Annotated in this window: 15 protein-coding genes; 3 read left to right on the top strand and 12 right to left on the bottom strand. The window is 64.4% G+C overall.

All coding sequences use genetic code 11. The annotated features are described in order from the left end of the window. Positions 1-30: 30 nt before the first annotated feature. From ACYQ4W_RS01680 to ACYQ4W_RS01660, 5 genes are all read right to left on the bottom strand, one after another. Positions 31-765, bottom strand: a complete 735-nt coding sequence (locus tag ACYQ4W_RS01680) for an ABC transporter ATP-binding protein (RefSeq protein WP_459852086.1) — start codon at positions 763-765, stop codon at positions 31-33. Beyond that, positions 762-1,529, bottom strand: a complete 768-nt coding sequence (locus ACYQ4W_RS01675; protein ID WP_459852084.1) for an ABC transporter ATP-binding protein — start codon at positions 1,527-1,529, stop codon at positions 762-764. The genes ACYQ4W_RS01680 and ACYQ4W_RS01675 overlap by 4 nt, the downstream gene beginning before the upstream one ends. 15 nt (positions 1,530-1,544) lie before the next feature. Continuing rightward, positions 1,545-2,558, bottom strand: coding sequence for a branched-chain amino acid ABC transporter permease (locus ACYQ4W_RS01670; RefSeq protein WP_459852082.1), 1,014 nt, complete (start codon positions 2,556-2,558; stop codon positions 1,545-1,547). A gap of 13 nt (positions 2,559-2,571) precedes the next feature. Further along, positions 2,572-3,498, bottom strand: a complete 927-nt coding sequence (locus tag ACYQ4W_RS01665) for a branched-chain amino acid ABC transporter permease (protein ID WP_459852080.1) — start codon at positions 3,496-3,498, stop codon at positions 2,572-2,574. A 150-nt stretch (positions 3,499-3,648) separates the two neighbouring features. Beyond that, on the bottom strand, positions 3,649-4,833 hold the full coding sequence (locus ACYQ4W_RS01660; RefSeq protein ID WP_459852078.1) for an ABC transporter substrate-binding protein: 1,185 nt from the start codon (positions 4,831-4,833) through the stop codon (positions 3,649-3,651). A 229-nt stretch (positions 4,834-5,062) separates the two neighbouring features. On the opposite strand from ACYQ4W_RS01660, the gene ACYQ4W_RS01655 reads away from it, so the two are divergent. The 3 genes from ACYQ4W_RS01655 to ACYQ4W_RS01645 are packed head-to-tail and all read left to right on the top strand — an operon-like array spanning position 5,063 to position 6,580. Next, a complete protein-coding gene (locus ACYQ4W_RS01655; protein WP_459852076.1) occupies positions 5,063-5,668 on the top strand; it encodes a D-sedoheptulose 7-phosphate isomerase in 606 nt (201 codons plus the stop codon). Between the two features lie 4 nt (positions 5,669-5,672). Then, positions 5,673-6,077, top strand: a complete 405-nt coding sequence (locus ACYQ4W_RS01650) for a response regulator (RefSeq protein WP_459852074.1) — start codon at positions 5,673-5,675, stop codon at positions 6,075-6,077. An 8-nt stretch (positions 6,078-6,085) separates the two neighbouring features. Further along, complete coding sequence (locus ACYQ4W_RS01645) at positions 6,086-6,580, top strand: phosphatidylglycerophosphatase A family protein (RefSeq protein ID WP_459852072.1); 495 nt, start codon at positions 6,086-6,088, stop codon at positions 6,578-6,580. Between the two features lie 704 nt (positions 6,581-7,284). On the opposite strand, the gene pal is transcribed toward ACYQ4W_RS01645, so the two are convergent. The 7 genes from pal to ACYQ4W_RS01610 form a co-directional block, all read right to left on the bottom strand. Further along, complete coding sequence (gene pal, locus ACYQ4W_RS01640) at positions 7,285-7,827, bottom strand: peptidoglycan-associated lipoprotein Pal (RefSeq protein ID WP_459852070.1); 543 nt, start codon at positions 7,825-7,827, stop codon at positions 7,285-7,287. A 141-nt stretch (positions 7,828-7,968) separates the two neighbouring features. Then, the gene (locus tag ACYQ4W_RS01635; RefSeq protein ID WP_459852068.1) at positions 7,969-9,273 is read right to left on the bottom strand and encodes a protein tolB; all 1,305 of its coding nucleotides are present in this window, start codon (positions 9,271-9,273) and stop codon (positions 7,969-7,971) included. 21 nt (positions 9,274-9,294) lie between these two features. Then, the gene (gene tolA, locus ACYQ4W_RS01630) at positions 9,295-10,215 is read right to left on the bottom strand and encodes a cell envelope integrity protein TolA (RefSeq protein WP_459852067.1); all 921 of its coding nucleotides are present in this window, start codon (positions 10,213-10,215) and stop codon (positions 9,295-9,297) included. 23 nt (positions 10,216-10,238) lie between these two features. Then, positions 10,239-10,670, bottom strand: a complete 432-nt coding sequence (tolR, locus tag ACYQ4W_RS01625; RefSeq protein WP_459852066.1) for a protein TolR — start codon at positions 10,668-10,670, stop codon at positions 10,239-10,241. An 18-nt stretch (positions 10,671-10,688) separates the two neighbouring features. Beyond that, the gene (locus tag ACYQ4W_RS01620) at positions 10,689-11,390 is read right to left on the bottom strand and encodes a MotA/TolQ/ExbB proton channel family protein (protein ID WP_459852065.1); all 702 of its coding nucleotides are present in this window, start codon (positions 11,388-11,390) and stop codon (positions 10,689-10,691) included. 132 nt (positions 11,391-11,522) lie between these two features. Then, entirely contained in the window at positions 11,523-12,182 is a 660-nt protein-coding gene (locus ACYQ4W_RS01615) for a histidinol phosphate phosphatase domain-containing protein (RefSeq protein ID WP_459852064.1), read from the bottom strand. 7 nt (positions 12,183-12,189) lie between these two features. After that, on the bottom strand, positions 12,190-12,687 hold the full coding sequence (locus tag ACYQ4W_RS01610) for a bifunctional nuclease family protein (RefSeq protein ID WP_459854426.1): 498 nt from the start codon (positions 12,685-12,687) through the stop codon (positions 12,190-12,192).

Raw genomic sequence — 12,687 nt, 5'->3', positions numbered from 1 at the left:
CCCCTGTGGCGTCTTTGCAGGTCTGCCGGGCTAGCCGCCCAGGTAGGCCTTCTTCACTTCCGGATCGGCGAGGAGCTCCTCGCTGGTGCCGTGGGCCACGATCTCGCCCGTGTCCAGCACGTAGCCGCGATGGGCGAAGCGCAACGCCAGGTTGGCGTTCTGCTCGATGAGCAGAATGGTCAGCCCCTCCTGGTTCAGCTGCTTCAGGGTGCGGAACATGTCGTACATGAGCAGCGGGGCCAGGCCCATGCTGGGTTCGTCCAGCATGAGGAAGCCGCACTTGGTCATGATGGCGCGGCCAAGGGCCAGCATCTGCTGCTCGCCGCCGGAAAGCGACTCGCTGCGCTGCTTGCGGCGTTCGGCCAGGCGCGGGAAAAGCTGGTACACGCGCTCGTAGTCGCGGGTGATGACCTCGTGCCCGTCGGTGCGGGCGTAGGTGGCCAGCTTCAGGTTCTCCTCAACCGTCAGGTTGCCGAAGATATGGCGTCCTTCGGGCACCAGGGCCATGTCCAGGTCGCTCACGATCTTGTGCGGCTGCATGTCCAGCAGGCTCTGGCCCTTGAAGAGGATGTCGCCGTCCGTGATGCGCGGGGCCTCCGGTGGTGGCAGGCGGCAAATGGACATGAGCGTGGTGGACTTGCCGGCGCCGTTCGCGCCGATCAAGGTGACGATCTCGCCCTCCTGCACGTTGAAGGAGATGCCGTGCAGGGCCTCGATGTTGCCGTAGCGGACCTTCAGGTTTTTGACTTCCAGGAGCGTGTTCAAATCGTATCGTCTCCGAGGTAGGCTTTGATGACCGTGTGGTTCTTCTGAATCTCTTCAGGGCTGCCGTCGGCGATGGTGGTGCCGAAGTCCACGACCTTGATGCGCGAACACAGGCTCATGACCACCTTCATCTGGTGCTCGATCATCCAGATGGTCACCGGGTAGTTGTCGTAAATCCAGCGCACCAGCTTGATGAGACCCTCGACGTCGGCGGAGTTGAGGCCGGCCGCGGGCTCGTCGAGCAGCAAAAGCGACGGCTTGACGGACATGGCCCGGGCGATCTCCACCCGGCGCTGCACGCCGTAAGGCAGGTTGCGCGGCAGCTCGTAGGCGCAGTCCTTCAGGTCCATGGCCTCCAGCAGCTCCCAGGCGATGTCGTCGATGGCCTTTTCGCGCAGGGTGTAGTTCTTGGTGCGCAGAAAGCAGTCCAAGAGGCTGTAGCCCAGGCGATAGTGCTGGGCGATGCGGATGTTGTCGAGCACGTGCATTTCGCCCCAGAGCCGAATGCCCTGGAAGGTGCGCGCCACGCCGAGCGCCGTGACCTGATGCGGACGCAGCCCCTTGGTGTCCTTGCCCTTCAGGCGGATATACCCCTCGCTCGGCTGATAAAAGCCGGAGATGAGGTTGAACACCGTGGTTTTGCCCGCGCCATTGGGGCCGATAAGCGCCACAAGCTCGTGTTCGCCAAGCTCAATATTGAAGTCGTTCACCGCGATGAGGCCGCCGAAGCGACGGGTGAGTCCGTTGATCTCAAGAAGCGACATGCTGTCTCCGGCTCGCTATTTGAAAGAATAGTACTTGCGCAGTTTGGGGAACAGATCCGACAGCTCCTTGTTGCCCATGAGGCCCTCTGGCCTGAACTGCATGAGCAGGATGAGGAGCAGCGGAATGACCACCCATTTCCACACGTCGAGGAAGCGCAGGGCCTCCATGAGAACCGTGAACAAGATGGCCGCAAGCGCCGCGCCCGAAAGCGAGCCCATGCCGCCCAGGTACACCATGACCATGACCTCGGTGGAGCGCATGATGTCGAAGCTCTGCGGGTTCACGTAGCCCAGCACCTGGGCGTACAGCCCGCCGGCCAGACCGGCCAGGCCGGAGGACAGCATGAAGGCGATGAGCTTCATGCGGTTGGTGTCCACGCTCATGATCTCGGCCGCGATCTCGTCCTGGCAGATGGCGGGAACGCCCTTGCCGAGGGTGGAGGAGACGAAGCGCCGCAGAATCCACACGGTGAACACCGTGCCCAAAAGCACGAAGATGAGCACCCAGGGGATGTTCAGCATGTCCTGCATGGCGCGCTCGGTGGCGCTCATGCCCATGAAGCCGCGCGGGCCGCCGATGATCTCCATGTTGTTGATGGCCGAGATGACGATGTAGTTGGCCGCCAGGGTGATGATGGCCAGGTAGTCGCCGCGTGTCTTGAAGGAGGGCACCGCCACCACGAGCCCGGCGACGGCAGCGGCCGCGGAGCCGGCCATGAGCGCCAGGGGGAAGCCGACGAAGGCGAACTGCGGCGGCAGAAGCGGCGCGCCCAGGATCTGGTTCTTGCTGAACATGAGCACCGTGCACAGGGAGGACACATAGGCCCCCACGCACATGAAGCCGCCGTGCCCGCACGAGAACTCGCCCATGTAGCCGTTCACCAGATTGAGGCTGGAGGCCAGGATGACGTTGACGCCCATGAACATGAGCACGGAGATGTAATAGCGGTCGAGGACGCTGAACTGGGCCAGCACCACGAGCAGGACCATGAAGGCGAAAAGGACGATTGTGGCGGTGTATTTCTGCATTGTGTCCGTCCGCCTAGATCTTCGTGGTTTGGGCCACGCCGTAAATGCCGGTGGGCTTGAGCCAGAGGATGATCAGGAGCACCGAGAAGGCGAACAGGTCGCGCAGGGTGCTGGGGAACACGGCCACGACGCCGATTTCAATGAAGCCCAGCATGAAGCCGCCCACGATGGCGCCGCGGATGTCGCCGATGCCGCCGACAACCGCCGCGATGAAGGCCTTCCAGCCGATGAGCGCGCCCATGTATGGTTCAAGGATGGGGTAGCTCATGGCGAACAGGATGCCGGCCAGTCCGGCCATGCCGGAGCCCAGCACGAAGGTCACCACGATGATGGTGTCGAGCGGGATGCCCATGAGCGGAATGGCAAATTTGTCATAACTGATGCCGCGCATGGCCATGCCGATCTTGGTGCGGGTGACGATGAACTGCAGCAGCATAAACACGGCGATGGCCGCCACGATGACGATGACCTTGAGGTTCGTCACGGAAACGCCGCCGCCCAGGTTCCACACCACCTTGTCGATCATGTCCGGGAAGCGCTTGCGGCTGGCGCCGAGCAGGGCCAGGTTGCCGTTCTCCAGCACAAGGCCGGCCATAAGCGCGGTAATGACCACGTAGAGGCGGTCGGCGCCCTTGCGGCGCAGGGGCCGGTAGGCCGTGCGCTCAAGCGTCACGCCCACAAGGGCGGTCAGGATCATGGTGACGGGAACGGTGATGGCCAGCGCCAGGGCAGGATCTATGTGCATGCCGAGGTTCAACCCGCCAATGCCCAGAAGCGTGACGGCGATGAAGTAGGCCAGGTACGCGCCCACCATGAAGATGTCGCCGTGGGCGAAGTTGATGAGCCGGAGCACGCCGTACACAAGCGTGTAGCCCAGGGCGATGAGGGCGTAGAAACTGCCGAACTGCAACGCGTTCAGGATATGCTGAAAAATTTCCACCAGGGGCACCTTGGCTTTTAAGTGAAGCTTGCGCGCGCCGGTCCGCAGGGTCCGCCTGCCGGCGGGAGCGGGGGCGGCCCGGGCCGCGGCGCAAAACAAAACGGGCGGGGACCTTGTTGGGGCCCCCGCCCGCGATCATGCCAGTCGCGTCTACTCGGGGCAGACGGTTTCCTTGAACTCGAACTTGCCTTCGGGGCTGATCTGGACAACCACGGCGCACTTGTTCGGGTCGCCGGTGCCGGCGAACTTCATGTTGCCGGTGATGCCGGCGAATTCCTTGATGTTGGCCAGGGCGTCGCGGACGAGCTTGCGCTCGGCCTTGATGTCCTTCTCAACCTTGCCGGCGCTCTGAATGGCCTGCAGCACCAGACGGGTGGCGTCCCAGGTCAGGGCGGCAACGTCGTCGGGCACGTACTTGTACTTGGTGTTGAAGCGGTCGATGAACTCCTTGGTGGCGCCCTGCGCGCCGGCCGCGGCGTAGTGGGTGCTGAAGAACTGGCCGATGCAGTCCTTGCCGCAAAGGGTCATGAGCTCAGCAGAGCCCCAGGCGTCGGAACCCATGAAGGGGCCCTTGTAGCCCAGGTCGTGGGCCTGCTTCACAATCAGGGCAACCTGATTGTAGTTGTCGGGCACGAAGATGAAGTCAGGCTTGGCGGCGATGATCTTGGTCAGCTGGGCGGAGAAGTCCTGGTCCTTGGTGCCGTGGGACTCGAAGCCAACCACGGTGCCGGCGCCGCTCTTCTTCTCCCACTCGGCCTTGAAAATCTCGGCCAGGCCCTTGGAGTAGTCGTTGGCGATGTCGAAGATGACCGCGGCGGTTTTGGCGCCGAACTGCTTGGAGGCGAAGTTGGCCGCCACCGGACCCTGGAAGGGGTCGAGGAAGCAGGCGCGGAACACCCAAGGACGGTCCTTGGTGGTGTCGGGGTTGGTGGACCACGGGGTCACCATGGTGACCTGCGCGTCGTTGCAGGTGGCGCCGGCCGGAATGGCCTGCTTGGAGGAGTTCGGGCCGACGATGGCGACCACGTTGTCCTGGTTGATCAGCTTGAGCGCGGCGTTGACGGCGCTTTCAGCCTTGGCCTCGTTGTCCTGGTAGACGAACTCGAGTTTGTACTTCTTGCCGCCCACTTCGAGGCCGCCCTTGGAATTGATGTCTTCCTTGAGCATCTCGGCCGCGAACTTGGAAGCCTCGCCCACCTTCGGAATGTCGCCGGTGAGTTCAAGGTTGAAGCCAACCTTGATGGTGTCGCTGTCCTTGCCGCAGCCCGAAAGCGCAAAAACGCCCAGGGAAAGGGCCAGAACCGCAAACAGAATCTTGACGGTCATCCTTTTCATCCGATCCTCCTACGAAATTTGTAAAAAACCGTGCAACCCAACTCGTATAGCTGCCTTTACCTCAAACCCACCCGGAGTTCAAAGGGTTTTTTGCCTTGTCCGGCTCGTGGCAAAAATCACCGAATAATATTCTGCACGCCTAATACCCCAGGGCGCGTTGCTTCTGCCGGTGCTTTCGTGTATTTTGCACAGCGGCTGACGAAATTTTCTGCCGCACTATGGAGCCCCCATGTCAGAGAAAGCTATACGCAAAGTTCTGGAGCATGCCCGCGAAGGCCTGCGCGTCCGTGAGACGTTTTTTGAAGAAAACGCGCAAAACCTCGTGGACATCGCCCGCATCATGGCCCTCACCCTCACCGAGGGCGGCAAGGTCATGTTCTGCGGCAACGGCGGCAGCGCGGCCGACTCGCAGCACCTGGCCGCGGAGTTCGTGAACCGCTTCCGCCTGGAGCGCCCGCCTCTGCCGGCCATCGCGCTCACCACGGACACCTCCATCCTCACCGCCATCGGCAACGACTACGGCTTCGACCTGGTCTTCGTGAAGCAGGTGCAGGCCCTGGGCCTCGCCGGCGACATTCTGATCGGCATCAGCACCTCCGGCACCAGCCGCAACGTGCTGGCCGCCCTGCGCGAGGCCAAAAGCCGCGGGCTCGTCACCATCGGCATGTGCGGCGCCATGACCGGCGAGATGGAACCCGTGTGCGACCACCTCATCAGCGTGGGCAGCAAGGACACGGCCCTGATCCAGGAAGTGCACATCGCGGCCGGGCACATGCTCTGCCACGTGGTGGACCACTTCCTCTTCGAATCCGTCATGGAGCTTGGCCAAGGGTAAGCGCGTGCTCAACATTCTCATCATCGAAGACGCGCGCGTGAACCAGGAGTTCCTCATCCTGGCGCTGAAGCCCTATGCGCAGTGCAAGGCCGTGCTCACGGGCGAGGCCGGACTGCAGGAGCACAAGCGCTCGCTGGAGCATGGCGTTCCCTTCGACGTGGTGTTTCTCGACATCAACCTGCCCGGCATCGACGGCCTCAAGACCCTGGAGCTCATGCGCGCGGCCGAGGACCAGTACGAGGTGCCCGACTCGCGGCGCGCCCGCGTCATCGTGACCACGGTGCTGGACGACGACCGCACCGCCTCGCGCGCCTTCATCAGCGGCCAGGCCGTGTCGTACATGACCAAGCCGTTCCGTGCGCGGCAGATCGCCGAGGAACTCCGCAAGCTGGGACTGCTCGAGCCCTAGGAGCCGCCGTGTCCGAACCCGTTGTGCCCTTCCTCGACCGCGCGGCCCTGTTCCTGGCCACCCTGGGCCCCATGGGCCGCATGCCCAAGGCCCCCGGCACGTGGGGTTCCGGCGCAGCGCTCGTCATTGCGCCCTGGTGCTTCATGCCGCTGCCGCTGTGTGCCCGCGCCGCGGCGCTCTGCCTCATTTTCGTCGTCGGCGCCTGGGCCGCTGGCCGCGCCGAGAAGCTGCTGGGCCGCAAGGATCCCGGCTGCGTTGTCGTGGACGAGCTGCTGGGCCAGTGGGCGGCCTTCGCGCCGTTTCATCTGGCGGGCTGGGACCAGGCCATGCCCCTTGATCTGCTGGCGCTGTTCGCGCTGTTCCGCTTCTTCGACATCCTGAAGCCCTGGCCCATACGCGCCGTGGACCGCGGCGTTTCCGGCGGTCTGGGCGTCATGCTCGACGACCTGCTGGCCGGGCTCTTCGCCGCCGGCGCCTTCGCCCTCATCCGCCTGTTCTTCTAGTCTCCGGGATCCTGCGACATCCCGCGCTCACCAGCTTTCTTCGGCGTTCTTCGGCGCGCCGCCGCGTGGCCGTGCGCCTGAAAATCTCGCCCGCGGACATCTTTCCAATACGCACCGAGGTCTCCCGCGCCAGCCAATGTCCCGGTCCGCCCCATGCTTCTCTCCCGCCCTCGCGCACGGCCCGCCACGGCCTGCCCCAAACGAGGCCAACACATCCGCGCCCTCAGGCAATGCGCCGCCCCCCGCGCGACAGCCCCGGCAATCGCAGGCAGCCCGCAGCCATCACGCTGGGATCGCCGGCCACAGCAGCCTGGCCAGCGGCATCCACCACTCAGACGCAAACTCGCAGCGGCCAGTTCGCGGCGCAATCAGGCGCGCATCGACACGGCTTGCGACGACCAAACGGGAATGTTCAGACAACCCAGAGCTGCCGGCGCAGAGCAACCGGCATGGGGCAGTCGGCGCAGGGCAACCGGCGCAGAGGCCAGCGCGAGACAAACGGCGTCTAGCAAGCATCACGCGGACATCAGGCGGACGGCTGGCGGCAGCATGAAGGGCGACGCCTCCGCCCGGCTCTCCTCGCTGCGGCAAGGCGCGCCGGGCGGAACGCGCGCGCGTGAACGATTTCCCGCACGCAGGACGAAAAAAACCGCCGCTGCCCAAAGGCAACGGCGGTCGTCATGCAACGGAGTCGGAAGGCGGAATTAGTTCTGGATCTTGAACTCGTCGCGACGGTTCTTGGACCAGGCGGCTTCGCCCTTGCCCTGCTCCAGGGGACGCTCCTTGCCGTAGCTCACGATGGTGATGCGGTTGTCCGCAATGCCGAGCTGGTTCAGGAACTGCTGCGCGGCCTTGGCGCGGCGCTCGCCCAGGGCGAGGTTGTACTCGCTGGTGCCGCGCTCGTCGCAGTGGCCTTCAACAATGATGTTGAACAGGGAGTACTTCTTCAGGGCGTCGGCCTTGGAGGTCAGCACGGTGCGGCTTTCCGGGGTCAACTCAAACGAGTCGAAGGCGAAGAAAATCATGTTGCCCACGGCCTGCTGGGCCTCGGCACGCTGAGCCGCGCGCAGTTCGTCCTCGGAGAGGCTGCGGGGAGCGGGAGTGCTCTGCAGATTGGTGTCCTTGTCGGTGATGGTGACCGGCTGGGCGGCGGGCATGGCATCGGTGGTCTTCTTGGCGCAACCGGCCGCGAAGACAACCATCGAGCACACAACCATGGCGCTCATCATAAGACGTTTGGCGTTCATGAAACCTCCTAAAAATTTCGTTGCGCAAGAAGCGCGAGTTATATGGGCTGCCAGGAAAAAATTCCCCGGTGTGGCCTCACGTTTGATACGCGGGTATTTTCCGCCTGTTTTTTACGAATTGCAAGACCCTTTTTTGACCAATCAGTCGAGAGCCGGAGCCACGCCCCAGGCCGGGGCCATGGCATCGCCGGCGCCCGTTGGAATCTGCTTGGCCGCGTCGCCGTAGCGGGTGGTGACGAAGATCTTTGTGCCGCCGTTTCTGCTGGAGGCGAAGGACACGAAATAGCCGTCCGGGTCGAAGCTGGGATCTTCGTCGTTGCCGGGGCCGAAGGTGATCTGGCGCTCCTGGTTGGCCACAAGGTCGCGGATGAAGATGCGCTGGCCGTCGCCCGTGAGCCGCGCAAAGACCACGAAGCGGCCGTCCGGGCTCAGCGAGGGCCGCGTGTTGTATGTGCCCTCGTAGGTGATGCGCTGCACGCTGCCGCCGTCGCGGTTCAGAAGGAAGATCTGCGGCCCGCCGAGGCGACCGGAGCAGAACACCATCTTGCGGCCGGAGAGGTCGAAACTGGGCGAGACGCTGATGCCCCAGCTGGGCGCCATGGCCGGGCCGGGGTTCATGTTGGCGTCGAGCATGTAGATGTCGGCGTGGCCGTTGAGCGAAAGCGACACGGCGATGCGGCCGTCCGGGGCGAAGGTGGGGCTGATGGCCACGTTGCCGGGGAACTTGCGCAGCTGCGAATTGCGGTGCGCGCGGCTCCAAATGCCCAGTCTGTGGCCTTTGTCGGAGATGTTGGTGTAGGCGATGCGGCTGCCGTCCTTGGACCAGGAGGGGCTGACGTTGAAGCCGCCGTCGCGGGTGATCTGCGTGAGCCCGCGGCCCAGGGCCGAGGACGTGAACAGCTCCTTGCCGCCGTTGACGCGCTTGGAGAAGGCCAGGGTGGAGTCGAAGAAGCCGCTCTTGCCGGTGAGCACGCGCATGAGCTGCGCGCAGAAGCGGTCGGCCACGTGGGGCACGCCGGACTCGTCCACCTGGCTGTAGGCCTTGCCCACAAGCAGCTTGCGCGAATAGGTCTCGTAGACGCGCGCCTCGATCTCCTGGCCGCGCCCGCCGATGGTCACCACGAAGTCGATGCGGCCGAGCTGCAGGGGCTTGAAGTCGATGTCGTCGGCCTTGAGGCCCTTGCTCGGGTCGCCGCCGAGGATCTCGTTCATGTAGGCCAAGTGCATGAAGGGCAGGTAGCCGATGTCGTTCTGCACCTGGTTGCTGAAGCTGGTGGCGAGGGCGCTGGTGCCGGGGCCTCCCGGTCCGCGCGCGGGCAGAACGAGGATGTTCACCTTGTTCTGGGCGGGACCGAAGATGTCGAAGCTCATGATGTCGGCCGCGCCCGCATCGGCGGTGAACAGCAGCAGCAAGAGACAGGTCAGAATCCAAGTTTTGCGTTTCATATCTCTCTCAGGACTGAAAGGTTACTTCAGCATATCCTGCAAGTTGAAATTCAGATGCAGCGTTCCCAGCGTCTTGTTGACCGGTGGCGGCAGGTTCTGCGTCTCCATCGCCGCGCGCACGGTCGAGGCGTCGAAGATCTGGTTGCCAGAGGACTTCACCACATGGGCCCCGGTGATCTTGCCCTGGGGATCGATGTTGATCTCCAGCGTGGCCACGAGATTGCTCTCCCGGCCAAAGGTGCTGTTGCGCCAATGGCTCTTGATGATCTGCGTCACGATGCCGCCGTAGGAGCTCATGAGCCCGGAGCCGTGCCCGCCGGCGCCCGTGCCCTTGCCGCCGCCGGCGCCGCCGGGGCCTGTGCCGCCGGCAGTGAAAATATTGCCCCCGCGCGACTTGCGCAAAGCGGCCAGCTCGCCCGCGACAGCGTCCTTGCCGCCATCCGCGGCCTTGGCCGTGGGCTTGGCGTTCTTGGACTTGTCCTTCACGTCCTTCTGCACGTCCTGTAGGGCCTGCTTCAGCAGCTCCTCTTTCGAGGGCTTCTTCTCCGCGGGCTGCGGCGGCGCGGGCGGGGTCTTCTCTTCCTTCTTCTCCGGCTTCTTCTTCTCCTCAACCTTCTTTTCGCTGATGAGCTTCGAGTCGTCGCGCTTGGGCTCGGGCACGGGCTTGGCGCTGGGCGCGGGCGGCGGCGGAACCGGCGTCGCGGCGGCGGCCTTTTCCTCAGGCTGGCCCTCGGCCAAAGTGGGCGGACCGCCCGCCGCCTCGCCCGTCTCCCCTTCGGCGGGGTCCTCGGACGGGTTCAGCGAAACGAGATCGACGGAGTACATGGGCTTGTCCATGTCCACCGAGCGGGTGAAGCTGAAGTTCAACACCCCAGCCGTCACAAGCAATGCGTGCAGCACCAGGGAGAGAATGAACCCTGTGCCACGCCGTGAGTCCTCCACGAAAATAACCCCTTGAAGCCCGGTTAGTTCTGGGGCTTCTTGGCCTTGTCGGCATCGCTCGACTCGGCCACTATGCCCAGCTTCTCGATGCCGACGCTCTTGATCTCGCCCATGACCTTGACCACGATGCCGTAGGGAACTTCCTTGTCGGCGCGCAGATACAGCTGCTTGTTCTGGTTCACCACCAGGTTCGTCAGGTGCTGCTGCAGGTCCTCAAAGGGCACGTTGTATTCGTCGAGAAAGATGCCGCCGTCCTTGTTGATGGTCAGCACCAGGTGGTCGCTGCCGGTGGGCAGGGTGCGCACGCTGCGGGTCTTCGGCAGGTCCACGTCCACGCCTTGGGTCAGCATGGGCGCGGTGACCATGAAGATGATGAGCAGCACGAGCATCACGTCCACAAAGGGCGTGACGTTGATCTCGGCCATATAGCCGCGAGAGCCTTTCTGCAGGGACATGCCCACGATGAGACCCTCCTACTGGTTCCGCGAGGAACCGGAAGCCCAGGAGACCTCGCGCTCGATGCGGTTCAAAAACGCGCCGGCGAAGTTCACCAGCTCCGTCTCCACCTCGCCCAGCATGGCCAGCAGGTAGTTGTAGGCGATGGTGGCAGGAATGGCGACCACAAGGCCGATGGCCGTGGTGACGAGGGCCTCGGAGATGCCGGGGGCCACGGTGGCCAGCGCGGCGGACTGCGAAAGGCCGATGCTGTGGAAGGCGTGCATGATGCCCCACACCGTGCCGAACAGGCCGATGAACGGGGCGGCGTTGGCGCAGGTGGCCAAGAACGAAAGCGAGCTGGACAGGCGCTTCATTTCCTCGCTCACGCCCTGGCGCAGCACGCGGCGAAGGGTGTCCTTCACCAGCATGCGCTTGCGGTCGCGCTCAATGTCGGCCTTTTCCAGCTTGCGGAACTCGCCCACGGCGAGCAGGCCCACCTTGCTGAGCGGCGAGCCTTCGTCGCGGCTCACGGCCTGCAGGCCCTCGGAAAGGTCCGCGGCGTCGTTGAACAGGGCGTAGCCCCGGCTCACCTGGGCTTTGGTGCGCCTGTAAAGAATGAGCTTGTGGAAGATGATGGTCCAGCTCCACAGGCTCATGCAGGCCAAAAAGAACAGCACGGCCTGCACGCCAAAGGTGGCGCCCAGGATCATGCCCAGAAATCCGCTCTCGGGAATCATGCTTGGTGTCCTCCTCAAAACCAGGCGGGGCAGGTCTTTTCGACCCGGCGCCTCCGCCCAACTGTGCGCCGTGCCCTTCGCGGACGCGGTCGCAGTGGTCCCCGGCCCGGCGGCCAGGGATTGGTTGCATTGCTACGAACGTCTGCCCCGGCAGCGTTCGATGATCTCCCAGGCGTTGGCTCCGGCCTGGGCGATGTCCTCGGAGGTCAGCCCCGCGCCCATGCCCACTTTCTGGCGCAGGTCGCGGCCGACCAAATCGCCGGGGGCGTGGGCGTCGTTGTCGATGACCAGCTTGGCCCCGAAGCGCTTGGCCAGGGTGGCCACATGCCCGTTGGAGTAGCTGTGGCCGCGCCGGGTGGTTATTTCCAGGGCCACGCCGTACTCGGCCGCCAGCTTCACCTCCACCTCGGTGATGAGGCCCGGGTGGGCCAGCACATCGACGCGCGCCTCGATGGCCGCAAGGTTGGTTCCCTGGGCCACGGGCTCCACCACGGTCTCGCCGTGGCACACCACTATCTGCGCGCCCGCGTCGCGCGCCATTTGCACAAAGTCGCCCATGAGGGCCGAGGGCACGTGGGTCAGCTCCACCCCGGCCAGCACCTCCATGTCGAAGTAGTGGGCGTAGGCGTCGGTCAGGCGGCGCACATTGTCGACGATGAGGGAGATGTTGCTGGCGTCGGCGTGGTCGGTGATGGCGATGGCGCGGTACCCCGCCACCTTGGCCCTGCGGATGAGCTCCGCCGGGATGAGTTCGCCGTCGCTGAAGGTGGTGTGGGTATGCAGATCGATCATCGCCGCCTCACATCTTGTATTTGAGTTCGTCGGGCGAAAGATTTTCCAACTCGTCCGTCCACTTGTCGCGCTCGGCATCGGCGAATTCGGCCTTGGCCCCGGCCAGGGTGCGGGTGCCCGCCTCGGCCAGCACGCTCTCGGCCACCAGGATGCGCACGCCCGCGCGCGCGGCGATGGCCACGGCGTCGGAGGGGCGGCAGTCGATGCGCATGAGCTCCTCCTTGCCCTCGGCCCGGCGCATGAGCACCAGCTCGGCGTAGAAGGTTCCCTCGCGCAGGGCCACTATCTCCACCGCGGAAAGGGTGGCGGAAAGGGACGCAGCCACGCGGGTCACAAGGTCGTGGGTCATGGGCCGCGGGGTCTCCACGGCGTTGATGGCGAGCGAGATGGCCATGGCCTCCACCGGACCGACCCATATGGGCAACGCCAAATCCCGGGCTTCATCCTTGAGGATGAGCACCGGCGACTGGGCTTTCTCGTCCACGGCGAGGCCGAAGATCTTCAT

The organism is Humidesulfovibrio idahonensis, assembly GCF_054657715.1.
This window is presented reverse-complemented; position numbering and strand designations above follow the sequence as displayed.

Bases quoted from the DNA above. Each gene is read 5' to 3' on its own strand.
- ACYQ4W_RS01675 (WP_459852084.1), bottom strand. From the start codon at position 1,529: ATGTCGCTTCTTGAGATCAACGGACTCACCCGTCGCTTCGGCGGCCTC.
- ACYQ4W_RS01670 (WP_459852082.1), bottom strand. From the start codon at position 2,558: ATGCAGAAATACACCGCCACAATCGTCCTTTTCGCCTTCATGGTCCTG.
- ACYQ4W_RS01660 (WP_459852078.1), bottom strand. From the start codon at position 4,833: ATGAAAAGGATGACCGTCAAGATTCTGTTTGCGGTTCTGGCCCTTTCC.
- ACYQ4W_RS01655 (WP_459852076.1), top strand. From the start codon at position 5,063: ATGTCAGAGAAAGCTATACGCAAAGTTCTGGAGCATGCCCGCGAAGGC.
- pal (WP_459852070.1), bottom strand. From the start codon at position 7,827: ATGAACGCCAAACGTCTTATGATGAGCGCCATGGTTGTGTGCTCGATG.
- ACYQ4W_RS01635 (WP_459852068.1), bottom strand. From the start codon at position 9,273: ATGAAACGCAAAACTTGGATTCTGACCTGTCTCTTGCTGCTGCTGTTC.
- tolR (WP_459852066.1), bottom strand. From the start codon at position 10,670: ATGTCCCTGCAGAAAGGCTCTCGCGGCTATATGGCCGAGATCAACGTC.
- ACYQ4W_RS01620 (WP_459852065.1), bottom strand. From the start codon at position 11,390: ATGATTCCCGAGAGCGGATTTCTGGGCATGATCCTGGGCGCCACCTTT.
- ACYQ4W_RS01615 (WP_459852064.1), bottom strand. From the start codon at position 12,182: ATGATCGATCTGCATACCCACACCACCTTCAGCGACGGCGAACTCATC.
- ACYQ4W_RS01610 (WP_459854426.1), bottom strand. From the start codon at position 12,687: ATGAAGATCTTCGGCCTCGCCGTGGACGAGAAAGCCCAGTCGCCGGTG.